Genomic DNA, 26434 nt, shown 5'->3' on the forward strand with positions numbered 1-26434 from the left:
GCTTGCTTATTACGTTGTGGTGAGGGAACGGTGGATACCAAAAGAACAACCTTCAATAACCGCCTGCTGCCCTATTTGCTGCTCGCGCCCCAGCTCGCTATCACGCTCGTCTTCTTCATCTGGCCTGCCGCGCAGGCAGTGAAGTCTTCATTCGAGCGGGAAGATCCCTTTGGTTTCTCTACCGTTTTCGTCGGATTGACCCATTATCGGCAGCTGATCGAGGACCCGAACTATCTGGATGCTCTCTGGCGCACCGCCGTATTCGCGGTGTCCGTTACCATCCTTTCGATGATGCTCGGCCTTGCATTCGCGGCCGCGGTCAACCGCGTGACGCGATCCGCCAGAATCTATACCACCCTGCTGGTTTGGCCTTATGCCGTCGCCCCTGTCGTGGCGGGTGTCCTGTGGTGGTTTCTTTTCAATACATCCACCGGTCTGCTGCCCTTTTTCCTTGAGCGCGTCGGCATTCGCTGGGACCATGATCTCAACGGCACGCATGCGATGATCCTGATCATCATTGCGGCAGCCTGGAAGCAGATCTCCTACAACTTCCTTTTCTTCCTGGCTGGATTGCAGTCGGTGCCGCAGTCGCTGATCGAGGCTGCCGCGATCGACGGTTCGGGCCCGGTGAGGCGCTTCTTCACCATCTCTCTGCCGCTTCTGTCGCCGACGACGTTTTTCCTGTTCATCATCAACGTGAACTACACGATGTTCGACACCTTCCCGATCGTGGATGCCACGACGGGCGGCGGGCCAGCGCAGGCGACGACCACGCTCGTCTACAAGGTCTATCAGGACGGTTACGTCGGTCTGAACATCGGTTCGTCCTCGGCGCAGTCGGTGTTGCTAATGTTGATCGTGATGCTGCTGACCTTTGTTCAGTTCCGCTTCGTCGAACGCCGCGTCCAGTATTGAGGAACGATCATGGTTGAAAACCGCCCCTTCCTGACTTTCCTCACCCACGCATTCCTGATCCTGGGATTTCTGGTGGTCGCGCTGCCGGTCTATGTCGCGATCATGGCGTCGACCCATGACGTCTCGACGCTGATGAGCGGGCCGGTCCCGCTTCTGCCGGGCTCGCATTTCATCGAGAACTATTCGACCATTCTGACGAGCGCCGCGGCCGCTCACGGCCTGCCCAATTATTCGCACATGGCGCTGAACTCTCTGATCATGGCGTTGACGATCACGGTCGGAAAAATTGCCATCTCGATCCTTTCCGCCTTTGCGATCGTCTATTTCCGGTTTCCTTTCCGGCTACTGGCTTTCTGGATCATCTTCGTCACCCTGATGCTGCCGGTCGAGGTGCGCATCATGCCGACATACAAGATCGTTGCCGACCTCGGCATGTTGAATTCGTGGGCCGGTCTGACCGTCCCGCTGATCGCATCGGCCACGGCGACCTTCCTGTTCCGCCAGTTCTTCATGACAGTCCCGGACGAACTTCTGGAAGCGGCCCGTGTGGACGGAGCCGGCCCTATGAAGTTCTTCCGGGACATTCTGCTGCCGCTCTCGCGCACCAATATCGGCGCGCTATGCGTCATCCTCTTCATCTATGGCTGGGTTCAGTACCTCTGGCCGCTCCTGGTGACCACCGACCCCGGTTATTACACGCTGATGATGGGGATGAAGCGCATGGTCACGGCGCAGGACGGCGTCATCGAGTGGCAACTCGTCATGGCAGGGTCCGTACTCGCCATGCTTCCCCCCATCCTCGTCGTGGTTTTCATGCAGCGGTTGTTCATCCGCGGGCTTACTGAAACGGAGAAATAACATGGCTGGCATTCACATTTCAGAGGTTTCAAAGGTTTATACCGGCGGCGTAAAGGCGGTAAGCTCCGTCTCCATCGACATAGCCGATGGCGAGTTCATCGTCCTTGTCGGTCCGTCTGGCTGCGGAAAGTCCACGCTGTTGCGCATGGTCGCGGGGCTGGAAGCCATTTCCGCGGGCGAAGTGAAAATCGCCGGCCGGGTCGTCAACGAGGTCGAGCCGGCCGAGCGCGATATCGCCATGGTGTTCCAGAATTACGCGCTCTATCCGCATATGACGGTGTATAACAACCTGGCCTACGGTCTGAAGAACCGCGGTACGCCGAAGGCTGAGATCGACGCGCGTGTCGCCGAAGCCGCCCGCATGCTGGAGATCACCCAGTATCTGGAGCGCAAGCCCCGCGCGCTTTCCGGCGGCCAGCGCCAGCGTGTAGCCATGGGCCGCGCCATCGTGCGCAAGCCGGCAGCCTTCCTGTTCGACGAGCCGCTCTCCAACCTCGATGCGAAACTGCGCGTTTCCATGCGTGGCGAAATCAAGCGCCTGCAGCGCCGCCTCGGCACCACGTCGATCTACGTCACCCACGACCAGCTCGAAGCCATGACGCTCGCCGACCGCCTCGTCGTTCTGAACGGGGGAGAGATCGAGCAGATCGGTGCGCCGCTGGAAGTTTACCACGCACCCGCCTCTACCTTTGTGGCAAGCTTTATCGGTTCGCCGGCCATGAACCTCGTCAAGGGGGAGTTGCATGGCGACAAGCTGGCGATCGGCCCGGCGATGATCAGCCTCAACGGTTTCGCGCCGACTTCGGGCGCCGTTACCGTCGGCGTCCGCGCCGAGGATCTGCGCATCGCGCGCGACGACGAAGAGGCTCTGCCTTTCCGCCTCGAATATACCGAGGAACTGGGCGCCCAGCGACTGATCCACGGCACCGTCGGCGATCAGCAGATCACTGCCGCCGTTTCGCCGGAGATTGCGCTCTCTGCGGAAATGCGCATCGCCGTCGATGCCAAGCGCCTGCACTTCTTCTCGCTCGATACGGGCAAGCGGCTGCCGGGCAACGTACCGGCGGAGGCAAAGCTCGCGCCGGTCGAACCGGTTCTCTAAAGAGAGCGCGAAATCAGGCCGATCGTTAAAATTGTACGATCGGCCTGAACAGCAGCCTTACTCTTTGCCGCTACATTTTCCCGGAGTTGGCAGCTTTTGGGGGAAAGATGAGTTGGCACGTCCTCGCCGCGACCGCAGCGGCACTCGCATTCAGATATAAGTCAGACGTGCCGGAGAAGCCGAAGGTTAAGGCGTTCATCGGTGCCTGTCCGCATTCTCTGGAGATGAAGCCGATGCCGATCGAGCCCACATGGGTGCTCGCCGGTGATCCGCGGGCGCGCGCCGCCTCCCACTCCACTGCAGAAGACGATTGCGCGACGACCGGTGTGTGGGAATGCACGGCCGGCGAGTTCCGCTGGTACTTCCATTGGGACGAAACGGTGGTGATCCTTGAGGGCGAAGTGCATGTGACTGCCGATGACGGCACGCAGCGCACGCTGACGGCAGGCGATGTCGGCTATTTCAAGGGCCGGACCTGGGCCACCTGGCGCATCGACAATTATCTCAAGAAGGTCGCCTTCATCCGCCGGCCTTTCCCGAAGCCGATCGCCATGCTTTTCCGCCTGCGCAACATGTTGCGGGCAAAGACGCAGGTCGGCATCTCCGCGTGATATCGGCCGATTGCAGTTGCCTTTGGGGGCTCGCCATCCTACATCAGGCGGGCCAATCCTAGGGGGCTGAAGTCATGGCGAAAATCCGCAAGGTCGCGTTCCAGATGGACCATATCTCCGGCATCAGCATTGCCGGCGATTCCACCTTCGCCATGGCGCTCGAAGCGCAGGCGCGTGGTTTAGAACTCTTTCACTATACCCCCGACCGCCTGACCATGCGCGACGGCAAGATCTTCGCTGCCGTCGAACCGCTGCAGGTGCGCGACGTCAAGGGCGATCATTTCACGCTCGGCGACAAGGAGCGCATCGATCTGTCGGAGATGGACGTCGTTCACCTGCGCCAGGATCCGCCCTTCGACATGGGCTACATCACCTCGACCCATCTGCTTGAGCGCATCCACCCGAAAACGCTTGTCGTCAACGACCCCGCCTGGGTGCGCAACTCGCCGGAGAAGATTTTCGTCACCGAATTTGCCGATTTGATGCCGGCAACGCTGATCAGCCGCGATCCGGGCGAAATCGCCCGCTTCCGAGAGGAGATGGGCGATATCATCCTGAAGCCGCTCTACGGCAATGGCGGCGCCGGAGTTTTCCATTCCGCCCGCGACGACCGCAATTTCACGTCGCTGCTCGAAATGTTTGGCCAGATGTATCGCGGCGAACCTTATATCGCCCAGGCCTATCTGCCGGCCGTGCGCAAGGGCGACAAGCGCATCCTTCTGGTCGACGGCGAGCCGGTCGGCGCGATCAACCGGGTTCCCGCCGAACACGACAGCCGCTCCAACATGCATGTCGGCGGCCGCGCCGAGGCGACCGAGATCACGCCGCGCGAGAAGGAAATCTGCTCCCGCATCGGACCCGCCCTGCGCGAACGCGGCTTCATCTTCGTCGGCATCGATGTCATCGGCGACTACATGACCGAGATCAACGTCACATCCCCGACGGGCATCCGCGAAGTCAAGAAGTTCGGCGGCGCCGACGTCGCAAGCCTCCTCTGGGATGCAATCGAGGCAAAACGCGCCTGATGAAGGCAGGGCGTTTCGGATACGGTTCGCTTTTGTTCTCACGATACAACCGCCTGCAACCCACTCGCAGCGGATGCGTGAAGTTGTTCGATTAATGTTCTTGTTTCATTCTTATTTCTATGCCAGATTGCAATTCCTGGCACGGAAAGCGTGTATCGCTGGCGTCCTGGACATGAAGTTAGGGGCGGGGTGGATATGGTTTCGCGCGTCAGCACGGTTGCATTCCAGGGCATAGAAGGCGTTCCGGTCGACGTGCAGGTCATGGTCGGACCCGGAAAAATCAACATGCATATCGTCGGCCTGCCGGACAAGGCGGTGGCCGAGAGCCGCGAGCGGGTGCAGGCGGCGTTGCATGCCTCGGGCCTTGCCATGCCGCCGAAGAAGATCACCGTCAATCTGGCGCCGGCCGACCTTCCGAAAGAAGGATCGCATTTCGACCTGCCGATCGCGCTGGCCCTGATGGCGGCACTGGGCGCCGTTCCCGGAGATGCGCTCACCGGTTATGTCGTGCTCGGAGAACTGAACCTCGACGGCACGCTTGCGCCCGTGGCCGGCGCACTTCCGGCGGCAATCGCCGCAAACGCTCTGGGAAAAGGCCTGATCTGCCCGGCCGACAGCGGCGCGGAAGCCGCCTGGGCAGGGGCCGAGATCGATATCGTCGCGCCGCGCAGCCTGATCGCGCTCGCAAACCATTTCCGCGGCACCCAGGTCATCTCGCGTCCACAGCCGGCAATCCGCGCCTTGCCTGCCAATTTGCCGGATCTCGTCGACATCAAAGGTCAGGAAACCGCCAAGCGGGCGCTGGAAGTCGCCGCCGCCGGTGGCCATAATCTTCTGATGGTCGGCCCTCCCGGCTCCGGAAAATCCATGCTCGCCGCTCGGCTGCCGTCGATCCTGCCGCCGCTTTCGGCTGCCGAACTGCTGGAAGTGTCGATGATCCATTCGATCGCCGGCCAGCTTTCCGGCGGCAAGCTTTCCGACCGCCGACCTTACCGCACGCCGCACCATTCGGCCACCATGGCAGCGCTCGTGGGTGGTGGCCTGCGCGCAAGGCCCGGGGAGGCATCGCTTGCCCATCACGGCGTGCTGTTCCTCGACGAATTCCCGGAATTTTCGCCGCAGGCGCTGGACGCGCTCCGCCAGCCGCTGGAGACCGGCGAATGCATTATCGCCCGCGCCAACCACCGGGTTTCCTATCCCGCCAGTATTCAGCTCGTCGCCGCCATGAACCCATGCCGCTGCGGCATGGCGGGCGAACCCGGCCATTCCTGCGCACGTGGACCAAAATGCATGTCGGACTACCAGGGCCGCATTTCAGGGCCGCTAATGGACAGGATCGATATCCGCATAGACGTGCCGGCCGTGTCCGCTGCAGATCTCATTCGCCCGAGGCCGGCGGAAAGCAGCGCGGATGTCGCCAGGCGCGTGGCGGCTGCGCGTGACAGGCAACGGGAGCGGTTCGAACAGGCCGGTTATCCGCGCGTGCTCACCAATGCCCGCTGCTCGACGGCCCTGATCGAGAAGATCGCCGAACCCGATCCCGGTGGTCTCCAACTGCTCAGGGATGCGGCCGAAAAGCTCAAGTTCTCGGCCCGCGGATACCACCGCATTTTGAAGGTCGCCCGCACGCTCGCCGATCTGGACGGCAAGGATACCGTCGGCCGCCTCCATCTCGCCGAGGCGATTTCCTATCGCATGGCCGGCGAACGGCTGGCGACGGCCGCAGCGTGAGGGTAGGGAGTGGTGACCGAAGCTCTCAGCGGCTTGTATGCCGCCGGCTTTGCCCGACACTACCCACTAATTCCCCAACCCTTCAAACAGCGCAGTCGACAGATAACGCTCCGCGAAGGAAGGAATGATGACGACGATGGTCTTGCCGGCGTTTTCTTCGCGGCTGCCGACTTCGATGGCGGCCTGCAGCGCCGCACCGGAGGAGATACCGACCGGCACGCCTTCGAGCCTGGCCACCAGGCGGGCCATCTCCATCGCCTCACCGCTGTTGACGGTGATGATCTCGTCATAGATGTGCGTGTCCAGGATTTTCGGTGCGAAACCTGCGCCGATGCCCTGGATCTTGTGCGGCCCGGGCTGTCCGCCGGAGAGCACCGGCGATTCCTCCGGCTCGACGGCAATGATCTTGAGTGCCGGGTTACGCTCCTTCAGCACCTGGCCGGCACCGGTGATCGTGCCGCCGGTGCCGATGCCGGAGACGAAGATGTCGATCTTGCCGTCGGTATCGTTCCAGATTTCCTCGGCCGTCGTCTTGCGATGAATCTCGGGATTGGCCGGGTTTTCGAACTGCTGCGGGATGACCGCGTCCGGAAGGGAAGCGGCGAGTTCTTCCGCCTTGGCGATCGCACCCTTCATGCCTTTCGGGCCTTCGGTCAGCACCAGTTCAGCGCCGAGCAGGGCCAGCATCTTGCGGCGCTCGATCGACATGGTTTCCGGCATCGTCAGGATCAGCTTGTAGCCCTTGGCGGCGGCTGCGAAGGCCAGCGCAATACCGGTATTGCCGGACGTAGGTTCAACCAGCGTCGTCCTGCCGGGCGTGATCTTGCCTTCAGCCTCCAGGCTTTCGATCATCGCCACCCCGATGCGATCTTTGACGGATGCGATCGGGTTGAAGAATTCGAGCTTGGCCAAAAGATTGGCCTTCACGCCCTTTTCCTTGGCCAGCTTGTCGAGGCGCACGATGGGGGTGTCGCCGATGGTTTCGGTGATCGAGGAATAGATGCGGCCGCGTCCCGGCTTTCTGGTCTCTGGCATGGTGCTCTCCCTGAGTTTGGAGAGAAGTTAGGGCGTGTTCCCGGCGAATGCCAGCAAGGCGGAACCGGACGGAAAGAGAAATGGAAATTTTGTTCCCGGAAGTGGTCGGGAACGAAAACGCCTTTGCGTTCAAAGACCGGTCGAGCCGAAGCCACCGGCACCGCGGGCTGTCGTCGAGGTTTCTGTAATCTCGGCCACCCGAGCCTGTGTCACCGGCGCGATCACCATCTGCGCGATCCGCATGCCGCGGGTGATGACGAAATCCTCGTCGCCGAGATTGATCAGCAGCACCTTCACCTCACCGCGATAATCGCTGTCGATCGTGCCGGGCGTATTGAGGCAGGTGATGCCGTTCTTGAAGGCAAGTCCTGAGCGCGGCCGCACCTGCGCCTCGAAACCTTCCGGTATTTCGAAAATGAAACCGGTCGGCACCAGGGCCCTTCTGCCGGGTGCGATCGTCAGCGGCATGTCGTCTTCGACAGCGGCGCGCAGGTCCATGCCGGCAGCGCCGGCGGTTTCATAGGCCGGCAGATCGAGGCCGGCGCCGTGAGGAAGGCGGACGAGATTGAGCTTCGGCGAGGAGGGGGCGTGAATGTTCATCATGTCATTTGTCGACCCACTGTCGCTCCGGTCAAACACGAATTGAAAGTTATCCACGGAGTCGTTAGATACGCGGCAACGTAAAGGATCTAGAAAAAATGCCCGAAACGATTGCCGAGGCGGTTTCCCGCCGTCGCACATTCGCAATTATTGCCCACCCGGATGCGGGCAAGACGACGTTGACCGAAAAACTGCTGCTGTTCGGTGGCGCAATCCAGCTCGCCGGCGAAGTCAAGGCGAAGAAGGATCGTATCCAGACGCGGTCCGACTGGATGAAGATCGAGCGCGAGCGCGGCATCTCTGTCGTCACCTCGGTGATGACCTTCGAATATAACGGCAATGTCTTCAACATTCTCGATACGCCCGGCCACGAAGACTTCGCCGATGACACCTACCGCACGCTGACGGCGGTGGATGCCGCGGTCATGGTCCTCGACGCCGCAAAAGGTATCGAGCCTCGGACGCTGAAATTGTTCGAAGTCTGCCGCATGCGCGATATCCCGATCATCACCTTCGTCAACAAGATGGACCGTGAAAGCCGCGATCCGTTCGAGATACTCGATGAAGTCGAGGAGAAGCTGGCGCTCGACACCGCTCCGGTCACCTGGCCGATCGGCCGTTCAAAGAGTTTTTGCGGTTCCTATAACCTGGCGGACAATACCGTCCGCGGCTCGGATACGGACGTCAAGGCGACCCCGGTCAACGGACCCCAGAGCGTTGCCGACCGCCTGCCGGAAAACGAACGCGCGGCCTTCGTCGAAGAGACCGAACTGGCGATCGAGGCCTGCCGGCCGTTCGACCGCAAGGCTTTCCTCGAAGGCCACATGACGCCGGTCTTCTTCGGTTCGGCTTTGCGGAATTTCGGCGTGCGCGATCTCATCGATGCGTTGGGCGATTTCGCCCCGCCGCCGCGAGACCAGGTGGCGGACATCCGCACGGTGCACGCGACCGACGACAAGATGACGGCCTTCGTCTTCAAGATTCAGGCGAACATGGACCCGAACCACCGCGACCGGATCGCGTTTGCGCGCATCTGCTCGGGCAAGCTGGAGCGCGGCATGAAGGCGCGGCTGTCGCGCACCGGCAAGCAACTCGGGCTGACGGCGCCGCAGTTCTTCTTCGCGTCCCAGCGCCAGTTGGCCGATACCGCCTACGCGGGCGATGTGGTCGGCATTCCGAACCACGGCACGCTGCGCATCGGCGATACGCTGACCGAAGGCGAACAACTGGTGTTCCAGGGCGTGCCGAACTTCTCGCCGGAAATCCTCCGCCGCGTGCGGCTGGAGGATGCCATGAAGGCGAAGAAGCTGAAGGAAGCGTTACAGCAGATGGCGGAAGAGGGCGTCGTGCAGCTCTTCTCGCCGGAAGACGGTTCGCCGGCCATCGTCGGCGTCGTCGGTGCGCTGCAGCTCGACGTGTTGAAGGAACGGCTGCAGGGGGAATACGGCCTGCCGGTTTCCTTCGAAATGTCGCGCTTCTCGATCTGCCGCTGGATCTCTGCCGAGCACCAAGCCGATCTCGAAAAATTCCTGACGGTAAAGCGTGGCGATATCGCCCGCGACCTCGATGGCGATCCGGTTTTCCTCGCGCAGGACAGCTTTTCGCTGCGCTACGAGTCCGAGCGTCATCCGGCCATCAAGATGGTGGCGATCAAGGAATATCAGGTCGCCAAGGCGGCGTGAGACTGCTCACGCCGCGGCAATGATCTCGATCTCCACCAGCCAGTCGTCGCGCAGGGTCTCGACGACGATGGCGGTCGTCGGCACAGGGCGGCCGCCGAGCGCTAAAAGCCGCGCATTCTGGTTTGCCTCCACATAGGAGGCATGCCGCAGATAGCTGGTCAACCGCACGATGTTGTCCGCAGTCATCCGCGCTTCGGCAAGAATCCGGTTGAGGTTCGACCAGATCAGGCGGAGTTGCGTTTCCAGGTCGGCGCCCGCCGCTCCATTCCCGTCGAGGCCCATCGTGCCGCTGACGAAAAGAAAGCGGTCGGGGCTGCACACTTCCACGGCATGCACATAGTCTGGCGTGGCAGCATAGACGCCATCCTGCGGGTTACGGGCGATCATCTTCATCTTGCTTCCCCTGGAATTTCATCTGGCCACGCTCCATTCTTGCCGAATATTATTCGGCATAAAAGCTGAAGAGGCGATGGGATGGAAAATACAGAGGATGTTCGGCCGAAGCGGCGGGAGCGGGCCCCGCTCGACGCTTTTGACCGAAGGATATTAGCAGCACTCGCTGCCGATGCGGACCGGAGTTATGCGGCGCTGGGAGAAACGGTGGGCCTGTCACCGCCAGCGGTGCACGAGCGCGTCAAGCGATTGAAGCGCTCGGGCGTGATCCGCGATACGGTGGCGCGGCTGGATGGCACGGCGGTCGGCAAGCCGCTCACTGCCTTCGTGCATGTGGAGGCGGCAGGCTGGGGCAAGAGCGAGCGGCTCATGCAGATCGCCCGTTTCCCGGAAGTGGAGGAACTGCATTCCGTTGCCGGCGATGCGAGCGTGATCCTCAAGGTGCGGATGGAAAATCCGCAGGCGCTCGAATTCCTGCTCGGCCAGATCCATTCGCTGCCCGGCGTACGCGGTACCCGCAGTTACATCGCGCTTTCGACCTATCTCGACCGGCCGGTTCAGGCAGAGGTCACGACGGATTGGCCGAACCTGCCCCTGCCGCCGGAATGATCAGCCGAACTTGACCGCCGTCGTGTTGGAACCGCAGACCAGCACGCAGGCGCGTTCGTCGGGGCCGGGAACATATTTGCCGGAAAGCAGGGCGGCGAAGGCCGCAGCGCCGCCGGGTTCGGCAACGATACGGGCGCTGGCCCACAGTGCCTTCTGAGCGGCGAGGATCTCATCGTCGGTCACCAGGATCGGCGGCTGGAGGAATTTCTGGGCAACGGGGAACATCAGTTCGCCGACCTGCTTTGGCGCCAGCGAATCCGCCGCGATGCCGCCGGCCGGCGCATCCACGGGGCGGCCGGCCTTGAAGGCTTCGTGAAGCGTCGGCGCGCCGTCGGATTCCACCGCGACGATCTTCACCCGGCCGCGGAACCAGGAGGCGATGCCGCCGATCAGTCCGCCACCGCCGACAGCGACCAGCAGCGTCGTCATCTCCGGCAGGTCGTCCTCGATCTCCTTGCCGAGCGTGCCCTGGCCGAGCAGGGTTTCCACCTGGTCATAAGCATGGGCGGCGATTGCCCCGCTCGTCGCCACATAGGTCTGGCTCGCGGCCAATGCATCATTGTAGCGATCGCCGCCGACCACCAGTTCCGCGCCATAGGAGCGAATGAGGTCGATCTTCGCCTGCGAGGCCACGCTCGGCACGAAGATATGCGCTGGTACGCCGAGCTTCATCGCTGCGTAGGCGACGGCCGCTCCGTGATTGCCGCCGGACGCGGCGACGACGCCTGCTGCCGGGACATTGCGCGTCAAAAGGTTGGTGAAGGCGCCGCGCGCCTTGAACGAACCGGAATGCTGCAGCAGCTCGAGCTTCAGGTCGACCGGCAGCGGTGCCCCGCCGAAATCCCGCATGTCGACGCGCATCACCGGCGTGCGGCGGATATGCGGACGGATGAGCGTTTCGGTTTCCGCGATACGTTCGGGCGTGACGGTATGTTCGATCGACATGATGGCCTCTTGGGAATGGAACGGCCATGGGTAGCCGCCAAGACGCCGAAAGAAAAGTCCCTTTAGGCGCCTATCCGTTCGCTGAGAAAGTCGACCACGGCGCGCACGGCCGGAAGCTGCCCGCGTCGATGCGGCATCAGGATCGTCGTGGTGATGCTGCCGGCGGTCCAATCGGGCAACAGGCGGATCAGCCTGCCCTCGGCAAGCGCCTCGCGGCAGACGGACGTCGGCAGGCAGGTCAGGCCAAGGCCTGTCATCGTCGCCTTCATGATCACCATCGGCTCGTCGGCGGAAAGCACAGATTGAGGTGTCACCACAACCGCTTCGCCATCCTCGGAGGCCAGCTTCCAGACCGTATCCGTCGGGCCGGCAGTGACCGCCCTGTGTCCGGCGAGATCTTCCGGCTGCAAGGGCTCGCCATGGATGCGAACATAATCCGGTGAGGCGACGACGAAGAAAGAGTGCACCGCGAGCTTCTTCTGCAGAAGTGTCGAATCCGGTAGCGGCGCCTGGTGGCTGCGTACCGCGATGTCAAAACCTTCCTGAACGATATCGACGAACCGGTCGCTGACATGCAGCGAAAGATGCAGCTTCGGATAACGGGTCGAAAGCTCGGCAAGATGATCGGCGAGTACGAATTGCGCGGTCGGCACTGCGGCCGTCATCCGCACGATGCCGCTCGGTTCGCCGAGATGGGTGCGAACGATGGTTTCCGCCATCTCCGCCTCGATCACCGATGCCTGGGCGTGCCGGAAGAAATCCCGGCCGAGGTCGGTCAGCGAGAAACTGCGGGATGTCCGCTGGATCAGCCGCACGCCAAGCCGGTCCTCGAGTTCCGCCACGCGTTTGCTGACGGTGGATTTCGGCACGCCGAGCCGGCGGCCTGCCGCGGAAAAGCCGCCATGCTCCACTGCCTGCACGAAGAAATAGAGATCGTTGAGGTTGGGCAAAGTCATTCTCAGCTTCCATATCGGTAGACTTAAAGGCGGAAAATTGGTGTCTACCGCGCCAGCGTCCACAAATTCATATTGCCGGGCCTCAAAATTTCAATCCAGGGAGTATGAAAATGACACCGATCCTGTTTTACGGCGTACCGGAAGGATGTTCCTTCGGCTCGATCGTCGCGCTCGAATGGACCGGCGCGCCATATCGGCTATGCCGGATCGAAATGCCAAGCGTGGTTTCGAGTGACGTCTACAAGCCGGTCAATCCGATCGGCGAAACACCGTCGCTGATGCTGCCGGACGGCCGGGTAATGAGCGAGAGCATGGCGATCCTCAATCACATCGCCGCGCGAACGGTGGGCAAGGGCTGGGGTTTCGATCCGAAGTCGGAAAAATTCGACCGGATGAACCAGATGCTGGCCTTCCTCAATACCGCTTTCTTCAACGCCTTCGGCCCGCTCTGGCACACAGCGGAGCATGAACTCGACCCGCAGGCCAACCAGGCACTTCGCACCTATGGTATCGCCAAGGTCGAAAAGGCGCATGCGCAGCTCGAAAAGCTCCTTGGCGGCCGTGAATGGCTGCTCGGCGACGAGAAGAGCTTTGCGGACGCCTATTTCGCGGGCATCGCTCGCTGGAACGATTTCCACAGGGTCGTCGACCGGACGCRGTTTCCGGCGCTCAACGCGCTCTACGAGCGCCTGCAGCAGGACCCGGCGGTGCAGTTCGCCTGGGCCATCGAATATCAGGAAGAGGCGCGGACGAGCGGCCAGTTCCTTGGCCATGTGAGCCTCGATGAAGCGCTCGGGTCTTTGAAGCAGGCGGCGTGATCGCCGATATCCATGCGCAGTCGTGGCGTCCTTGGTGGGCGCCGCGACCTGAGGCACCTGTCTGAAATGATACTCGGATTTGATCCTTAGGGGTTCAACGAACTTACGCCGCGGTGAGGTCCTTGAGGAAGTCGTCGCACCAGCGTGTCACGTCGTATTCGAGGAGATGCTCCATCATCCGGCCCCAGCGCTCCTTGCGCTCTTCAATCGGCATGTTGATGCCGCGCGCGATCGCGTTTGCCGTGCCTTCGATGTCATAGGGATTGACCAGCAGCGCCCCACGCAGTTCCCGCGCAGCACCCGCGAAGCGCGACAGCACCAGAACGCCCGGGTTGTCCGGATCTTGGGCCGCCACATATTCCTTGGCGACCAGGTTCATGCCGTCGCGAAGCGGCGTGACGAGCCCGATTTTGGCGAGCCGATAAAGGCCTGCCAGAACGGGCCGACCGATCGAGCGGTTGATATAGCGGATCGGCACCCAGTCGACCGTGCCGATCGCACCGTTCACGCGGCCTGCCTGCTCGGCCACCATGCGCTGCATCTGCTCGTATTCCGGTACTTCGGAGCGGGATTTCGGAGTGATCTGTAGATAGGTTACGCGGTTATGATGGGCGGGGTTGGATTTGACGAAGTGTTCGAAGGCATCGATCCGCTGGGTGATGCCCTTCGAATAATCCAGCCGGTCGACGCCGATGATCAGGTCCCGCCCTTCGATGCTCTGCTTGGCCTTGCGCACGATGACGTTGCTCGCGGCCTTCTTCGCATATTCCGCAAACATCGCCGTCTCGATGCTGATCGGGTAGTAGCCGCCCTTGAAGGTGCGCCCATAGGAGGTCAGTTTCCCGCCCTCGAGTGCGTCACCGATGCCCTCTCGCACGAGCCCGCCGACGAAATTGGCAAGGTCATGGTCTGTCTGGAACCCGACAAGATCGTAATACGACAGCCCCTTCATGATCTCCTCGTGAACGGGCATGGTGAAGAGCACGTCCGCCGGCGGCCAGGGAATATGCAGGAAGAAGCCGATCTTGTTCTTGAGGCCCATCTGGCGCAGTTCTGCGGCAAGCGGGATCAGGTGATAGTCGTGTACCCAGATGACGTCGTCGTCCTCTATGAGCGGTGCCAGTTTATGGGCGATGAAGCGGTTGACGCGGAAGTAACCGGCCATCTCCTTTCGTCCATATTCCGCAAGATCCATCCGGTAATGACAGATCGGCCAGAGCACCCGGTTGGCAAACCCGTGGTAATATTCCTCGACATCCGTCTTGGTGAGGTCGGTGAGCGCATAGGTAATGTTGCCATGCTGCTGCATGTCGAGCGGCGCCGGCTCCTTCGCGCCGCTGGATTTGCCGGACCATCCCATCCAGATGCCGCCGTGCTCCTCCAGGGCGGCCTGCAGCGCGACAGCCAGCCCGCCGGCTGGAGCATCGCCGCTCTTCTGCGGCAGGGAGACACGGTTCGAAACGACGACAAGTCGGCTCAAGATATTGTCCTTTCAGCTCACGCGGCGTCGGGCTTGACGCCATTCGCGAGCGCTTTGATTGCCGCGCGCAAGGCAGCGGCCGAGGGGAGGGTGGATTTGGCTTCCGTGTCACCCGGCGTCTCGGTGATGCGGATGGAATGGCCGCCGAGTTGGTTGGCGGTGCGGAACATCGCCTCGTCGGTCACGTCGTCGCCGATCGCGATCGGCTTGCGGCCCTTGAAGGGCGGTTGATCGAGAAAGGCCTGCAATGCATGGCCCTTGCTCGCCTGGGCCGGCCTGATCTCCATCACCATCTTGCCGTGCTGGAGCGTGAAGTCGGGTCCTGCCATATCGAGGTAGCGGGGCATGGCCGCCTCGACCGCTTCGCGTTGCTTCGGCGCCTGGCGATAATGGGCTGCGACGGCCRCCCCCTTGTCCTCCACCAGAACGCCCGGCCACTGACGGGCTTCGTGGACAAGAGCCGCCTTCAGATCCTCGAACGCGACACCGATCTCGACACGGCTGATCGCCCCGGAGGGATCGCGGCGCTCGGAGCCGTGCAGGCCAGCGATGGGGAATTTATACGGGGTGAAAAGCTGGTCGGCATAGGGAAGAGCCCGGCCTGTGACCAGCGCCAGCGCGCCGCCGAGCCTCATGGAAAGACGATGCAGGTTCTCGGGCAGATCCGGCGGTACGACGATCGCGTCCGGGGTCTCGGCAAGCTCGATCAGCGTGCCGTCGATATCGAGAAACAGCGCCCATCGCTCCGGTTCGAGCATCAGCCTGGCGAGAACGGAATCCCCCGGAAGGGGCGCTTCTGCAGTAGCTGGGCTCGGCTGTTCTTTACGCGACATGAGCCTCTATCTAGGCCGCCAAACTCCGGCGGCAACCTCGAAAGATCACGCTCTGTCGCAAAAAGTGATACATTCTTTGGCAAGAAGCTGGCATGTAACCATTGAATTCATGTTTCATTAAGCCTTTGTAGAGACCCTGAAATTCCTGGATTTTCAGGCCGCGGACGGGCGGCAACGTCGGAGCAGAAATACTCATGTGTCGTTGGGCAGCCTATCGCGGCGAACCTCTTTATCTCGAAGAACTCGTATCCTCACCGGCGCATTCCCTGATCGAGCAGTCTCATTGCGCCACCCGCGCCAAGACCGCGACGAATGGTGATGGTTTCGGAATTGCCTGGTATGGAGACCGGCCGGAACCGGGCCGTTACCGCGACATCCTGCCTGCCTGGTCCGATTGCAATCTGAAGAGCCTGGCGCGGCAGATCCGTTCGCCGCTCTTCCTCGCCCATGTGCGGGCGGCAACCAATGGCGCGACGCGGCGCGACAATTGCCACCCTTTCGTCCAGGGCCACTGGTCGTTCATGCACAATGGCCAGATCTCCGGCTTCGAGCGCATCCGCCGGCATATGGAGGGCATGCTTTCGGACGCGCTGTTCGAAGCCCGTAACGGCACGACCGATTCCGAGCTTCTCTTCCTGCTCGCCCTGCAATTCGGCCTGGATACCGATCCCTTCCAGGCCATGGAAAAGGCAATCGCCACGGTCGAGGACCTGTCTCTGGAAAAATCGGGCGAGGCGTTGGTGCGCTTCACCGCCGCCTATTCCAACGGCCGCGAACTTTATGCGGTGCGTTACGCTACCGACCATAAACCGCCGACGCTCTACGCGGCACCGATGGGCGGCAAGACGGGTTATTGCCTTGTTTCCGAGCCGCTCAACGATGAAGTCGATACCTGGGTGGAAATCCCGGACGGCAGCGCCGTCGTGGTTGGTGCCGATGGCCTGCAGGCCACGCTCTTCCGGCCGAAGGCGCTCTCGGAAGCGGCTTGAGATCTACCCGAGCTTCGAGGCGATCAGCGTAGCGAGACGCTCCGCCACCTCGTCCTTGTCAAACTCGGGCCATTCATCGACACCCTTGGCGCTGATGATCTTCACCCGGTTGCGGGTGCCGCCCATGATGCCGGTTTCCGGCGACACGTCGTTGGCAACGATCAGGTCGGCGCCCTTGCGCTCCAGCTTGGAGCGGCCGTTCTTTTCGACGTCCTGGGTCTCTGCGGCAAAGCCGACCACCAGCTTCGGCCGCTTTTCGTGATGACCCACGGTCTTCAGGATGTCCGGGTTTTCGGTCAGCAACAGGGGAGGCGGGGCCTCGCCCGGCTGCTTCTTGATCTTCTGGCCGGCCGACGAGGCGACGCGCCAGTCGGCAACGGCCGCGACCATGACCGCGATATCGACTGGCAGGCGCGACATCACTGCTTCCAGCATCTCCTCGGCGCGTTCCACATGTACGGTCTTGACGCCGACAGGATCAGGTATGGTGACCGGTCCGGAGACGAGCGTCACATCTGCGCCGAGCTTTGCGAGTGCCGCGGCAATCGCATGGCCCTGGCGGCCGGAGGAGCGGTTGGCGATATAGCGTACCGGGTCGATCGGCTCATGCGTCGGGCCTGATGTGACGATCACCTTTTTGCCGGCAAGCGGCTTCGGTGCGCCGTCCAGCAGTTTGACGGCTGCCGCAACGATTTCCAGCGGTTCGGCCATGCGCCCGGTGCCGCTCTCGTTGCTTTCGGCCATCTCGCCCGCCATCGGGCCTATGAAATGGATGCCGTCAGCCGCCAACGTCCCGACATTGCGCCTGGTCGCTGGCGCTGCCCACATTTTCGGGTTCATGGCGGGCGCGATCAGGACCGGCCGGTCGGTGGCAAGCAGCACGGCGCTCGCAAGATCGTCCGCCAGCCCATGCGCCATCTTGGCCATCAGGTCGGCGCTGGCGGGTGCTACGATCACGAGGTCGTTGTCGCGGGCGAGCCTGATATGGCCGACATCCTGCTCATCCTCGCGGGAAAACAGATCGACATAGACATGGCTGGCGGATAGAGCGCCGACCGCGAGCGGCGTGATGAATTCCTGGGCCGCCCTGGTCATGATCGGACGAACCAATGCGCCCCGCTCGCGWAGCCGGCGGATGAGATCGAGGCTCTTATAGGCCGCGATGCCGCCGGAGATGATCAGAAGAATGCGCTTGCCGGAGAGTTCCATGCCATTACCCGATGCCAGAATGGCGGGAAGCTAAGCCTTTGGTCGCCAAGTTGCAATTGCCTTCCCCATTTGACGGCGTCACGGAACAGTTGCAGCCGATGGGAGTTCAACGGCAAAGGAGAGCCGTCATGAAAAAGAAGATCGTTCCGAAGAAGGTCGCGGGGTTCAAAGTGCCGAAATCCGTGCGCAAGTCGTCGCTGCTGCGCAACATGCTGGCGAGCCGCAGCGGCCGGCAGATGCTGGCGAGAGCCCTCGTCGCCGGCGCCAATGCCGCCGCCGCCGTCCTGACCGACGAGCGGGCCGATGTCCGCAAGCCCGGCAAGATAAGCGGCCGCAGACGCGCCCTTGCCGCAAGCGTTGCAGGAGAGGCGATCGAGAGCGCAACTGCAGCAGCGATCGACGTCGTCACCAGCCCGACGCGCTCTCTCTTCAAGGCAAGCGCAAAGGCGAAGGAGGGCCGGATTTTCCCGGAACCGGTTACGCACTGACGCGAAGGCGGTTTGGACATCTTGCGCTAGATTCTGGACTGCACTACTCCTGTTTGCGGCCGGATGCGGCCAGCCGCCCGCGGCGCCTCAAGCGCCAAGGTGAACGCATCCACCGCCTCTCATCCTTTGCCAATCCGGCCAGCGATGACGAACGGATCAGCAATGCGGGCGCTGATTGATGGACCTGACCGGTCTTTGTTCGTCTGTTGAAAGGATGATGAGATGCGCGATTTCCGCGATGCAAAACTGATGGCGAAAAGCCTGCGCGAGGCGCTTGCCGAACGTAAGGTCGAGCTGACGCATAGCCAGGCCCTGGAACTGGTTGCGACGCAGTTCGGCTACGACAACTGGAATATCCTTGCTGCAAAGATCGACGCGTCAGAGCCGCAGCAGAGGAAGCCGGATGCGGTGTCGATCCAGCCGGCGATCCCGATCTTCCGGATATTCTCCGTCGATAAGGCGATGGAATTCTACCGCGATTTCTTAGGCTTTACCGTGGACTGGGAGCATCGCTTCGGCGAAAACTTCCCGCTTTATTGCCAGATCTCGCGAAGCGGCATGCTGATGCACCTTTCCGAGCATGCAGGCGATGCGTCGCCGGCAGCAAGGGTCTTCGTGCCGATGACGGGCGCCCGGGCCTTTCAGCAGGAGCTGATCGGCAGGAATTACCCCTATATGAAGCCAGGGCTGGAACAGGCGGATTGGGGACTGGAAGTGACGGTCACCGACCCGTTCAGCAACCGCATCACCTTCTGCGAGCGGGAGATCAAGCCGCAGGGCTGACCCGGCCCCTCAAGGCACAACGGGCGCTAACTCTTCTTCCTCGCCGTCGCGAGCGGCTCGGTCGTCAGCTTGAAATCCGTCATTTCCTTCGGTGTCAGGTAATAGAGCCGGTCCGGCGGCGTTTCGAGCGCATGGATCCAGAGCCCCGCACCGATGCCCATCTGGTCGAGATGCCGGGCGACCCGCGCCGTGGTCGTCTGCGCGGCGGACATCGCCTGTTCCGCCGACGGCCGGTCCTTGGCTCCGTTGAACACCTGGTGCACGCCGATCACGGCATCCTTTTCCGCCAAACGCCCGACGCCGCCGGCAAATACGATCGGGCAGGAAGAGGCGCAGAGCGCTTTTGACGCGACCTTCGTGTCGAGCTTCCTGTCGCGGATCAGCTTCGACATGGCGAGGGCATCGTCCACCGAGCCGCCCGGGGAATTGAGCGTCACCGTCTTCACATATTCCCCGCGCGCTTCGATCTCCTTTGAGAAGCGGGCGCCCGCGCCCGGGTCGATCGTCCCTTCGGCGAGCAGCACGCCGCCCGTGGTGAGCTCGAAGGTGATGGGCTTTCGCAGCACTTCCTTGGGGCTGGCCGGCTGCACCGGCGGTGCGGCGGGCACGCCTTCGGTCAAGGCAGGTGGCAGTACGGGCTGGTCTTCGTGCATCGGATCGAAGCCGGGCAAGGCGGCGTTCATCATCGTCATGTCGCGAATATCGACGACGAGGAAAACCGCCGCCGCCGAGAGAAGAATATAGAAGGCGCCTCGCATCAGCAGGCCTTCATCGAGCTTGCTGATCGCCTCACCGATCCTCATGCGTCCGGTCCCGGCTGCGCGACTTGAGGTCGATGGCGGTGATGTTGTTCGGCTCGGTCTCCGGCGACGATTCCGGATTTGCCGTTGGTGTTTCGCTCTTCGCGTCTGCTTTGGAAACGGCCTGTTCGACAGTGACGCCGCCGGCGGTAACGGCGCGCTGCACTTCCAGCGCCCTGAGAAGCTCGGCCGCCGTGATCCGTTCCGCGAAGGGTAGGTTTTCTTCCTGGCGGCGGATAGCGCCATGCACGACGGCCAGGATGAACACCATCACACCAGGCAGCAGGTCGATGGAAATAGCGCCGGCCCAGGCGGGAATGAAATCCTGCGCATAATTCAGCACGGCTTCGGCGGAGGAGAGCGGCACGAAACGACGCTCCTGCACGGGCGGCCGGGCGAGGATTTCGTCGGCAGCCTTGGCAAGCGCCTTGGATTGCGCGGTGACCGAGGTGCGGACGGTGTCCATCACCTGGTTTTGCCGGTTGACGAGATCGGCAGCGCCGCCATCCGGAACCGGCGCGATGAAGCCGAGCGACAGGTCGTCCGCCGCGCGACGGATCGACGGTGCGATCGAGGTCTGCGCGAGCGAGGTGATGACGCCGGTCAGTGCCACGGCTTCCGTCGAAAACTGGTCGGCACGCGGCTCGATCGTGCCCGGCGCGGAAACCAGCGAACGCATAGTCTCAAGCCGTTTCTGCCCTTGGGCGAAGAGGTCGTCCACCTGTTCGCGCGAGGCGTTGATGTTGGCTGACAGCGACTTCATCTGCGCCGACATCTGGCTGAGAAGCTGCACGACGCTGCCCGATCCGGTCGTGCCGGTAAGCGAACCGGATTGCCGCTCGACACCAGCGAGCTGGGAGAAACGCTCGGACGCGCGCTGGATATCCGGCAACAGGTTTTGCGCCGCGAGTGCATTCTGGTGGGCGCGGTCGAGATCCGCGGTATAGTCCTCGACCGTCTCGGAAAGATGCTGCTCCACGGCTGCGGAACCGGCAAGCGCCGCCGCATTCAGCCAGCTCGACATGGCAAGGATCATCGCAGCACCCACCGCCATGACGCCGAGCATGGCGGTGCGGCCGCCACGGCTCGTCACATGCGGGTAGAACCGGGCCATATAGGACCAGAAGGCATAGATGCCGACCGAGACCGAGGCGGAGTAGATGACCGCTGCAAAGAACACGGCCGTCGGCGACCCGTCGAGAATGCTGCGTGCCCCGAGATAGGTGTAGACGCCGGAGGCGAGCGCCAGGACGGCAAGCGCGAAACGGGTCATCGTCTCGACGGCCGCGACGCCGTCATGCAAGCGTTGAGTTGCGCCTAGCGCCATGAACTGTCTCCGAAAGGCGAATTCCAAAAGGAATGTATTCCTTAACAGAGGATGAGAACTCGGCGGAATAAAGGCCGCTTTGGAGTTGCACTATGGCAAAAACCCTTGTGGAGCAGGGTTTTTGCATCACTACGTGGCCCGGCAAAGCTCAGCTGAGCGTGAAGGCGAGATACAGCAGCGACAGCGCGATGATCCACAGCGCGACGCGCCCCGAGCGATTGTGCCGCGCCTCCGACCTGCCGATGGCCTCTGTCGTCTCAGGATCGAAGCGCAGGCCGTGCTCGCTCATATAGACGAGTTCCTGGTGTAGCGTCTCCGTCTTGGCGGCGATCTCCGGCAGGGCTTCGGCGAGCTTGACGGCGGCTTTCACCCCGTCGCGCAGGTCCGAGACGATGCGTTTCGGCCCGAGATTGTCGCGGATCCATTGGCCGACGACCGGTTCTGAAGCCTTCCACATGTTGAAGCGCGGATCGAGCATGCGCGACACGCCCTCGACCACGACCATGGTCTTCTGCAGCAGGATCAGTTCGGTGCGGGTCTGCATCTCGAACAGGTCGGTCACCTCGAAGAGCAGCGCCAGGAGCCGCGCCATGGAGATCGTTTCGGCCGGCTGGCCGTGGATCGGTTCGCCGATTGCGCGGATCGCCTGGGCGAAGCTCGCCACGTCGTGATGGGCGGGTACATAGCCCGCTTCGAAATGCACTTCCGCGACGCGCAGATAGTCGCGGGTGATGAAGCCGTAGAGGATTTCGGCGAGGAAGCGACGCTCTTTTTTGCCCAATCGCCCGACAATGCCCATGTCGACGGCGACGACCGTGCCGGCGGTGTCGACGAACAGATTGCCGGGATGCATGTCCGCATGGAAAAAGCCGTCCCGCAGCGTGTGGCGCAGGAAGGACTGGATCAGCACCTCGGCGAGCTTTTCGAGATTGTGGCCGGCGGCGCGAAGAGCCGCAACATCCGACATCTTGACGCCGTCGATCCATTCCATGGTGATAACGTCGCGGCCGGTGCGTTCCCAGTCGACCAACGGCACTCGGAACCCGGGATCCTCCTTGGTATTCTCGGCAATCTCCGAAAGCGCCGCGGCCTCCAGACGCAGGTCCATTTCCACCTTGGTGGTCTGTTCGAGCGTCCGCGTCACCTCGATGGGCCTTAAGCGCCGGCTGGAGCGCATGAAGCGTTCCTGCATACGCGCCAGGAGATACATGCTTTCGATGTCATGGGCGAAGCGCTGGCGCACGCCCGGGCGCACCACCTTGATGGCCACTTTCCTGTCATTGACGACGCCGGGATGGACCTGGGCGATCGAGGCCGCGGCGATCGGCTCGTCGAAGGAAGAATAGAGATCGCCGATCGTTCGGCCGAGCGATGCCTCGACCGCCGCCTTCGCAATCGCGGTCGGGAAGAAGGCCATCCGGTCCTGCAGCATGGCGAGATCGACGGCCCAGTCGACACCGACGACATCCGGACGGGTCGCCAGGAACTGGCCGATCTTGACATAGGAAGGCCCCAGCCGGTCGACGGCGCGGGTCAGCCGCTCGCTGCGCGCCTGCGTTTTGGAGCGGAACCGCGCCAAGGGCTCCACCAGAGCCTTGATGAGGCCGACGGAGGGCGGCATGTCCTGGGTCGGCAGTGCCGATACCACGCCCTCGCGCACCAGAACCCAGCCGACGCGGGCAAGCCGGAAATAAGCGCCGATCGTGCTCATGCGTTCAGAGTTTCCAGCCGGAATGCAGCGCCGCGATGCCGCCGGTATAATTGGTGTAGGTGACGCGCGAAAAACCCGCATTGCGGATCATCGCGGCGAAATTCTCCTGGTTCGGAAATTTCCGGATCGATTCCACCAGATATTGATAGGGCTCCGCCTCGCCGGTGATCATCTTTCCGAAGCGCGGGATCGCCTTGAACGACCATTCCTCGTAAAAGCGCTCGAGAAGCGGCATCTCGACTTCTGAAAATTCCAGCACCAGCAGCCGTCCGCCGCGCTTCAGCACGCGATAGGCCTCCTTCAGAGCCACGTCGATATGCGGCACGTTGCGGATGCCGAAGGCGATCGTGTAGGCGTCGAAGGAGTTAGCCTCGAAGGGCAGGGACTCAGCGTTGGCCTCGACGAAGGCGAGGTTTTCGGAAAGACGTTTCTTCTCAGCGCGCTCGGCCCCGACAGCCAGCATCGAGCCGTTGATGTCGAGCACGGTCACATGCGCCTTGCGGTCGGAAGCCTCGACGATGCGGAAAGCGATATCGCCCGTGCCGCCTGCCACGTCCAGGGTTTTATAGCCGACGTCCTTTCTCGGATTGAGCGAGGCGATCAGCGCGTTCTTCCAGACGCGGTGCATGCCGGCCGACATCACGTCGTTCATCACGTCGTAGCGTTTGGCGACCTTGTGGAAGACGTCGTTGACGAGGCCCTGTTTCTCGCCGTCGGCGACCTTGCGGAAGCCATAGGACGTTTCCATCCCGCCGTCGGCGCTGGTACGAGCTTCAGTCATCGGTGAACTCCTAACGTCTCTCTTCTGGTCGGCGACCATAGCGAAATCGCTCATCCCACGCTATCTGTGGCGCGTGTCATTACATGGGTGCGACATCCGGTCCGGTCTATAGACCAGGCGCGATGTCGTTGAAACAGGAAGTTAGTCAATCATGCCCGAATTGCCAGAGGTGGAAACCGTCCGGCGCGGTCTCGCCCCGGCAATGGAAGGTGCGGTGATCGCCAGGCTGGAGCTCAACCGTCCGGACCTGCGCTTTCCGCTTCCGGAGAATTTCGCCAATGCCGTCAACGAACGCCGAATCGTCTCGCTCGGCAGGCGCGCCAAATACCTGCTGATCGACCTGGAGGACGATCTCACCGTGATCAGCCATCTCGGCATGTCGGGATCGTTTCGGATCGAGAACGATGCGCTCGCCGAGTTCCACCATCCGCGTTCGAAAGATCAGAAACACGATCATGTCGTTTTTCATCTGAGACAGAATGAAGGCCTGCTGCGCGTCATCTATAATGACCCGCGCCGCTTCGGCTTCATGCAGCTGTGGAAGCGCAGCGAGCTCGATCTTTACCCGGCCTTTGCCGAGCTCGGGCCGGAGCCGACCGGCAATGCGCTCGATGCGGACTATCTGGCGGGCAGGTTGGCGGGCAAGAGCCAGCCGCTCAAGGGCGCGCTCCTCGACCAGACGGTGATCGCCGGCCTCGGCAATATCTATGTCTGCGAGGCGCTGTGGCGCGCGCATCTGTCGCCGAAACGCGCGGCCGGCAGTGTCGTGACCAAGACCGGCAGGCCGAACAAGGAGCTGGTCCTCCTCAACCAGTCGATCCGCGACGTCATCGCCGATGCGATCGCCGCTGGAGGTTCGTCGCTCAGAGACCATATCCAGACGGATGGCTCGCTCGGTTATTTCCAGCACTCCTTCTCCGTCTACGACCGGGAAGGCGGCGCTTGCCGCACGCCGGGCTGCGGCGGTACCGTCGCACGCATCACCCAGGCGGGCCGCTCCACATTCTATTGCCCCGCCTGCCAGAAATAACCGCTGCCAAAAATAACCGCTGCCCAGAGACATAGAGCAGAAGAGGAGACATTCGATGAGCTATGAAACCCTGCTGACCGAAACCCGGGGCGCCGTCGCGCTCATCACCCTCAATCGTCCGAAGGCGCTGAACGCGCTGAACTCGACAGTCATGGCCGAATTGACCGAAGCGCTTTCTGCATTCGGCAAGGACGAGGCGATCGGCGCAATTGTGCTCACCGGCTCGGAAAAGGCCTTTGCCGCCGGCGCCGATATCAAGGAAATGCAGGGCATCGATTTCGTGGAAGCGTATGTGAACGACTTCATCTCCGGCTGGGAGGCAATTGCCGCGACCCGCAAGCCGATGATCGCTGCCGTCTCCGGTTTCGCGCTCGGCGGTGGCTGTGAGCTCGCCATGATGTGCGATTTCATCATCGCCTCGGAAACCGCGAAGTTCGGCCAGCCGGAGATCACGCTCGGCGTCATTCCCGGCATGGGCGGTTCGCAGCGGCTGACCCGAGCGGTCGGCAAGGCGAAGGCGATGGACATGGTGATGACCGGCCGGATGATGGACGTGGCGGAAGCGGAGCGGGCAGGGCTCGTGTCGCGCATCGTTTCGCCGGAGCGGTTGATCGACGAGGCAGTCGAGGCGGCCGCAAAGATCGCCTCCTTCCCGCGCGCCGCGGTGCTGATGGCAAAGGAGGCCGTCAACCGTTCCTTCGAAGGCACGCTTGCCGAGGGGCTGCGTTTCGAACGGCGGCTTTTCCATTCCTTGTTTGCGACCGCCGACCAGAAGGAAGGCATGGCGGCCTTCGTGGAAAAGCGCAAGCCGCAGTTCTCCAACCGATAAATCGTGCAACAGCGGATGGTCATCCACCAAAATGCGCGTTGACTGGGGCGGGTATTCCGGTTATATGCCCGCCCACAGTTGGGAAAGCCTGATCATGGCTTCCTCTATTGCTCCCGAATTGCTGGATTGATGGTCGCAAGGACCGGCGCGGCAACGGCGGAGTTTGGTTCGAATTCGTAGAGAGGCATGAAATGGCCAATACAACTTCGGCGAAAAAAGCGACCCGCAAGATCGCTCGCCGTACTGCAGTCAACAAGTCCCGCCGCTCGCGCGTTCGCGGCTTCATCCGTAAAGTCGAGGAAGCCATCGCTTCCGGCGATGTGGCCGTTGCTGCCGAAGCCCTCAAGGCTGCCCAGCCGGAAATCCAGCGCGCCGCCACCAAGGGCGTGCTTCACAGCAACACGGCATCCCGCAAGGTGTCCCGTCTTGCTGCACGTGTGAAGGCCCTTTCGGCCTAATTAATTTCACAAACTGTATCATAATGAAGCCTGGTCGTTCTGACTGGGCTTTTTGTGATTCTCTCAGGCCTCCTTATATTTATCCGGCTCATTAACAATTTCGTGTCATCGGCGTGACAGAAAATAGCCTTAAATATCAAATGCTTACTGGAGGTCTATGAGTCTGTAGGTGACTTTGGGGGCCATCAAATGCCCTCGGATCGAGTCAAGAACATTTTTATTTTTTCTGTGAACAATCGTTCAGAATGTATGTCCTTTTTGAATCCCATTGATTCAACAGCGATTCTCCATGAATGCCTCTGTGACATTCAAATCACGCTCGCGGAGTCAACGCCCGGCTCTTAATTTTGCGTAAAATTCATCATTGATCTTGGCATTTGATCCTGCCTAAATGCCCTTCAGCAAGGGGCGCGGGGATTACTTCAGAGGCTGCCGA

27 protein-coding genes are annotated in these 26434 nt (G+C 61.9%); 15 read left to right on the forward strand and 12 right to left on the reverse strand.

Going from position 1 to position 26434, the window contains the following annotated elements; translation table 11 throughout:
• The first annotated feature begins 30 nt into the window (after positions 1 to 30).
• The 6 genes from ugpA (at position 31) to AC1D3C_RS18630 (ending at position 6242) form a co-directional block, all read left to right on the forward strand.
• Positions 31 to 915 carry a sn-glycerol-3-phosphate ABC transporter permease UgpA gene (ugpA, locus tag AC1D3C_RS18605; RefSeq protein WP_247031573.1) on the forward strand — a complete coding sequence of 295 codons (885 nt, stop codon included), beginning with the start codon at positions 31 to 33 and terminating at the stop codon, positions 913 to 915.
• A 9-nt stretch (positions 916 to 924) separates the two neighbouring features.
• Complete coding sequence (gene ugpE / locus AC1D3C_RS18610; protein ID WP_038548528.1) at positions 925 to 1773, forward strand: sn-glycerol-3-phosphate ABC transporter permease UgpE; 849 nt, start codon at positions 925 to 927, stop codon at positions 1771 to 1773.
• A 1-nt stretch (position 1774) separates the two neighbouring features.
• Complete coding sequence (locus tag AC1D3C_RS18615; protein ID WP_247136142.1) at positions 1775 to 2875, forward strand: sn-glycerol-3-phosphate import ATP-binding protein UgpC; 1101 nt, start codon at positions 1775 to 1777, stop codon at positions 2873 to 2875.
• A gap of 107 nt (positions 2876 to 2982) precedes the next feature.
• The gene (locus AC1D3C_RS18620; RefSeq protein WP_477483913.1) at positions 2983 to 3486 is read left to right on the forward strand and encodes a cupin domain-containing protein; all 504 of its coding nucleotides are present in this window, start codon (positions 2983 to 2985) and stop codon (positions 3484 to 3486) included.
• A 74-nt stretch (positions 3487 to 3560) separates the two neighbouring features.
• On the forward strand, positions 3561 to 4511 hold the full coding sequence (gene gshB / locus AC1D3C_RS18625) for a glutathione synthase (protein ID WP_477483914.1): 951 nt from the start codon (positions 3561 to 3563) through the stop codon (positions 4509 to 4511).
• A 195-nt stretch (positions 4512 to 4706) separates the two neighbouring features.
• Positions 4707 to 6242: a YifB family Mg chelatase-like AAA ATPase gene (locus AC1D3C_RS18630; RefSeq protein ID WP_477483915.1), complete on the forward strand. Its 1536-nt coding sequence runs from the start codon at positions 4707 to 4709 to the stop codon at positions 6240 to 6242.
• A 66-nt stretch (positions 6243 to 6308) separates the two neighbouring features.
• On the opposite strand, the gene cysK is transcribed toward AC1D3C_RS18630, so the two are convergent.
• Together cysK and dut are read right to left on the reverse strand one after the other, a co-directional pair.
• Positions 6309 to 7277: a cysteine synthase A gene (cysK, locus tag AC1D3C_RS18635; protein ID WP_038592663.1), complete on the reverse strand. Its 969-nt coding sequence runs from the start codon at positions 7275 to 7277 to the stop codon at positions 6309 to 6311.
• A 129-nt stretch (positions 7278 to 7406) separates the two neighbouring features.
• Positions 7407 to 7877, reverse strand: coding sequence for a dUTP diphosphatase (gene dut, locus AC1D3C_RS18640; RefSeq protein ID WP_477484028.1), 471 nt, complete (start codon positions 7875 to 7877; stop codon positions 7407 to 7409).
• Between the two features lie 98 nt (positions 7878 to 7975).
• On the opposite strand from dut, the gene AC1D3C_RS18645 reads away from it, so the two are divergent.
• Positions 7976 to 9559 carry a peptide chain release factor 3 gene (locus AC1D3C_RS18645; protein ID WP_477483916.1) on the forward strand — a complete coding sequence of 528 codons (1584 nt, stop codon included), beginning with the start codon at positions 7976 to 7978 and terminating at the stop codon, positions 9557 to 9559.
• A 6-nt stretch (positions 9560 to 9565) separates the two neighbouring features.
• Here AC1D3C_RS18645 and AC1D3C_RS18650 read toward each other — a convergent pair whose 3' ends face one another.
• Positions 9566 to 9952 carry a RidA family protein gene (locus AC1D3C_RS18650; RefSeq protein WP_477483917.1) on the reverse strand — a complete coding sequence of 129 codons (387 nt, stop codon included), beginning with the start codon at positions 9950 to 9952 and terminating at the stop codon, positions 9566 to 9568.
• An 81-nt stretch (positions 9953 to 10033) separates the two neighbouring features.
• Between AC1D3C_RS18650 and AC1D3C_RS18655 the strand changes: the two genes are divergently transcribed.
• Positions 10034 to 10561: an Lrp/AsnC family transcriptional regulator gene (locus AC1D3C_RS18655; RefSeq protein WP_477483918.1), complete on the forward strand. Its 528-nt coding sequence runs from the start codon at positions 10034 to 10036 to the stop codon at positions 10559 to 10561.
• On the opposite strand, the gene AC1D3C_RS18660 is transcribed toward AC1D3C_RS18655, so the two are convergent.
• Complete coding sequence (locus tag AC1D3C_RS18660) at positions 10562 to 11506, reverse strand: threonine/serine dehydratase (protein ID WP_477483919.1); 945 nt, start codon at positions 11504 to 11506, stop codon at positions 10562 to 10564. It abuts the gene before it with no gap.
• Positions 11507 to 11568: 62 nt separating this feature from the next.
• Entirely contained in the window at positions 11569 to 12462 is an 894-nt protein-coding gene (locus tag AC1D3C_RS18665) for a LysR substrate-binding domain-containing protein (RefSeq protein WP_038548552.1), read from the reverse strand.
• Positions 12463 to 12572: 110 nt separating this feature from the next.
• On the opposite strand from AC1D3C_RS18665, the gene AC1D3C_RS18670 reads away from it, so the two are divergent.
• Positions 12573 to 13280: a glutathione S-transferase family protein gene (locus AC1D3C_RS18670; RefSeq protein ID WP_477483920.1), complete on the forward strand. Its 708-nt coding sequence runs from the start codon at positions 12573 to 12575 to the stop codon at positions 13278 to 13280.
• A gap of 103 nt (positions 13281 to 13383) precedes the next feature.
• Here AC1D3C_RS18670 and otsA read toward each other — a convergent pair whose 3' ends face one another.
• Positions 13384 to 14760, reverse strand: coding sequence for an alpha,alpha-trehalose-phosphate synthase (UDP-forming) (otsA, locus tag AC1D3C_RS18675; protein WP_247136135.1), 1377 nt, complete (start codon positions 14758 to 14760; stop codon positions 13384 to 13386).
• Positions 14761 to 14777: 17 nt separating this feature from the next.
• Positions 14778 to 15593, reverse strand: coding sequence for a trehalose-phosphatase (gene otsB, locus AC1D3C_RS18680; protein WP_477483921.1), 816 nt, complete (start codon positions 15591 to 15593; stop codon positions 14778 to 14780).
• 194 nt (positions 15594 to 15787) lie between these two features.
• Between otsB and AC1D3C_RS18685 the strand changes: the two genes are divergently transcribed.
• Positions 15788 to 16582: a class II glutamine amidotransferase gene (locus AC1D3C_RS18685; RefSeq protein WP_038548565.1), complete on the forward strand. Its 795-nt coding sequence runs from the start codon at positions 15788 to 15790 to the stop codon at positions 16580 to 16582.
• A gap of 3 nt (positions 16583 to 16585) precedes the next feature.
• On the opposite strand, the gene coaBC is transcribed toward AC1D3C_RS18685, so the two are convergent.
• The gene (coaBC, locus tag AC1D3C_RS18690) at positions 16586 to 17791 is read right to left on the reverse strand and encodes a bifunctional phosphopantothenoylcysteine decarboxylase/phosphopantothenate--cysteine ligase CoaBC (RefSeq protein WP_477483922.1); all 1206 of its coding nucleotides are present in this window, start codon (positions 17789 to 17791) and stop codon (positions 16586 to 16588) included.
• A gap of 128 nt (positions 17792 to 17919) precedes the next feature.
• Here coaBC and AC1D3C_RS18695 point away from each other — a divergent pair, with 128 nt between their 5' ends.
• Both AC1D3C_RS18695 and AC1D3C_RS18700 read left to right on the forward strand, forming a co-directional pair.
• The gene (locus AC1D3C_RS18695) at positions 17920 to 18279 is read left to right on the forward strand and encodes a hypothetical protein (protein ID WP_477483923.1); all 360 of its coding nucleotides are present in this window, start codon (positions 17920 to 17922) and stop codon (positions 18277 to 18279) included.
• A 222-nt stretch (positions 18280 to 18501) separates the two neighbouring features.
• Positions 18502 to 19062 (forward strand): glyoxalase superfamily protein, encoded by a 561-nt coding sequence (locus tag AC1D3C_RS18700; RefSeq protein ID WP_477483924.1) that lies wholly within the window; start codon positions 18502 to 18504, stop codon positions 19060 to 19062.
• Between the two features lie 26 nt (positions 19063 to 19088).
• Here AC1D3C_RS18700 and AC1D3C_RS18705 read toward each other — a convergent pair whose 3' ends face one another.
• The 4 genes from AC1D3C_RS18705 to ubiE all read right to left on the reverse strand — a co-directional run bounded on the left by AC1D3C_RS18705 (position 19089) and on the right by ubiE (position 23681).
• The gene (locus tag AC1D3C_RS18705) at positions 19089 to 19865 is read right to left on the reverse strand and encodes a COG3904 family protein (RefSeq protein WP_477483925.1); all 777 of its coding nucleotides are present in this window, start codon (positions 19863 to 19865) and stop codon (positions 19089 to 19091) included.
• Positions 19852 to 21189: a hypothetical protein gene (locus AC1D3C_RS18710; protein ID WP_477483926.1), complete on the reverse strand. Its 1338-nt coding sequence runs from the start codon at positions 21187 to 21189 to the stop codon at positions 19852 to 19854. Before AC1D3C_RS18710 ends, AC1D3C_RS18705 begins: the two co-directional genes overlap by 14 nt.
• Before the next feature lie 148 nt (positions 21190 to 21337).
• On the reverse strand, positions 21338 to 22900 hold the full coding sequence (gene ubiB, locus AC1D3C_RS18715) for a 2-polyprenylphenol 6-hydroxylase (RefSeq protein WP_477483927.1): 1563 nt from the start codon (positions 22898 to 22900) through the stop codon (positions 21338 to 21340).
• 4 nt (positions 22901 to 22904) lie between these two features.
• Entirely contained in the window at positions 22905 to 23681 is a 777-nt protein-coding gene (gene ubiE, locus AC1D3C_RS18720) for a bifunctional demethylmenaquinone methyltransferase/2-methoxy-6-polyprenyl-1,4-benzoquinol methylase UbiE (protein WP_477483928.1), read from the reverse strand.
• Positions 23682 to 23832: 151 nt separating this feature from the next.
• Between ubiE and mutM the strand changes: the two genes are divergently transcribed.
• The 3 genes from mutM (at position 23833) to rpsT (ending at position 25998) form a co-directional block, all read left to right on the forward strand.
• Positions 23833 to 24711 (forward strand): bifunctional DNA-formamidopyrimidine glycosylase/DNA-(apurinic or apyrimidinic site) lyase, encoded by an 879-nt coding sequence (gene mutM, locus AC1D3C_RS18725; protein ID WP_477483929.1) that lies wholly within the window; start codon positions 23833 to 23835, stop codon positions 24709 to 24711.
• 55 nt (positions 24712 to 24766) lie between these two features.
• Positions 24767 to 25540, forward strand: coding sequence for an enoyl-CoA hydratase (locus AC1D3C_RS18730; protein ID WP_477483930.1), 774 nt, complete (start codon positions 24767 to 24769; stop codon positions 25538 to 25540).
• 191 nt (positions 25541 to 25731) lie between these two features.
• A complete protein-coding gene (rpsT, locus tag AC1D3C_RS18735) occupies positions 25732 to 25998 on the forward strand; it encodes a 30S ribosomal protein S20 (protein ID WP_038548594.1) in 267 nt (88 codons plus the stop codon).
• Positions 25999 to 26434: the final 436 nt, after the last annotated feature.

It is taken from the genome of Neorhizobium sp. P1_A6, assembly GCF_056406795.1.

Excerpts from the sequence above, each read along its gene's own strand:
- ugpE (WP_038548528.1), top strand. The coding sequence starts at position 925 with ATGGTTGAAAACCGCCCCTTCCTGACTTTCCTCACCCACGCATTCCTG.
- AC1D3C_RS18615 (WP_247136142.1), top strand. The coding sequence starts at position 1,775 with ATGGCTGGCATTCACATTTCAGAGGTTTCAAAGGTTTATACCGGCGGC.
- AC1D3C_RS18620 (WP_477483913.1), top strand. The coding sequence starts at position 2,983 with ATGAGTTGGCACGTCCTCGCCGCGACCGCAGCGGCACTCGCATTCAGA.
- gshB (WP_477483914.1), top strand. The coding sequence starts at position 3,561 with ATGGCGAAAATCCGCAAGGTCGCGTTCCAGATGGACCATATCTCCGGC.
- AC1D3C_RS18630 (WP_477483915.1), top strand. The coding sequence starts at position 4,707 with ATGGTTTCGCGCGTCAGCACGGTTGCATTCCAGGGCATAGAAGGCGTT.
- cysK (WP_038592663.1), bottom strand. The coding sequence starts at position 7,277 with ATGCCAGAGACCAGAAAGCCGGGACGCGGCCGCATCTATTCCTCGATC.
- dut (WP_477484028.1), bottom strand. The coding sequence starts at position 7,877 with ATGAACATTCACGCCCCCTCCTCGCCGAAGCTCAATCTCGTCCGCCTT.
- AC1D3C_RS18645 (WP_477483916.1), top strand. The coding sequence starts at position 7,976 with ATGCCCGAAACGATTGCCGAGGCGGTTTCCCGCCGTCGCACATTCGCA.
- AC1D3C_RS18650 (WP_477483917.1), bottom strand. The coding sequence starts at position 9,952 with ATGAAGATGATCGCCCGTAACCCGCAGGATGGCGTCTATGCTGCCACG.
- AC1D3C_RS18655 (WP_477483918.1), top strand. The coding sequence starts at position 10,034 with ATGGAAAATACAGAGGATGTTCGGCCGAAGCGGCGGGAGCGGGCCCCG.
- AC1D3C_RS18660 (WP_477483919.1), bottom strand. The coding sequence starts at position 11,506 with ATGTCGATCGAACATACCGTCACGCCCGAACGTATCGCGGAAACCGAA.
- AC1D3C_RS18665 (WP_038548552.1), bottom strand. The coding sequence starts at position 12,462 with ATGACTTTGCCCAACCTCAACGATCTCTATTTCTTCGTGCAGGCAGTG.
- AC1D3C_RS18685 (WP_038548565.1), top strand. The coding sequence starts at position 15,788 with ATGTGTCGTTGGGCAGCCTATCGCGGCGAACCTCTTTATCTCGAAGAA.
- AC1D3C_RS18695 (WP_477483923.1), top strand. The coding sequence starts at position 17,920 with ATGAAAAAGAAGATCGTTCCGAAGAAGGTCGCGGGGTTCAAAGTGCCG.
- AC1D3C_RS18700 (WP_477483924.1), top strand. The coding sequence starts at position 18,502 with ATGCGCGATTTCCGCGATGCAAAACTGATGGCGAAAAGCCTGCGCGAG.
- AC1D3C_RS18705 (WP_477483925.1), bottom strand. The coding sequence starts at position 19,865 with ATGAGGATCGGTGAGGCGATCAGCAAGCTCGATGAAGGCCTGCTGATG.
- AC1D3C_RS18710 (WP_477483926.1), bottom strand. The coding sequence starts at position 21,189 with ATGGCGCTAGGCGCAACTCAACGCTTGCATGACGGCGTCGCGGCCGTC.
- ubiB (WP_477483927.1), bottom strand. The coding sequence starts at position 22,900 with ATGAGCACGATCGGCGCTTATTTCCGGCTTGCCCGCGTCGGCTGGGTT.
- ubiE (WP_477483928.1), bottom strand. The coding sequence starts at position 23,681 with ATGACTGAAGCTCGTACCAGCGCCGACGGCGGGATGGAAACGTCCTAT.
- mutM (WP_477483929.1), top strand. The coding sequence starts at position 23,833 with ATGCCCGAATTGCCAGAGGTGGAAACCGTCCGGCGCGGTCTCGCCCCG.
- AC1D3C_RS18730 (WP_477483930.1), top strand. The coding sequence starts at position 24,767 with ATGAGCTATGAAACCCTGCTGACCGAAACCCGGGGCGCCGTCGCGCTC.
- rpsT (WP_038548594.1), top strand. The coding sequence starts at position 25,732 with ATGGCCAATACAACTTCGGCGAAAAAAGCGACCCGCAAGATCGCTCGC.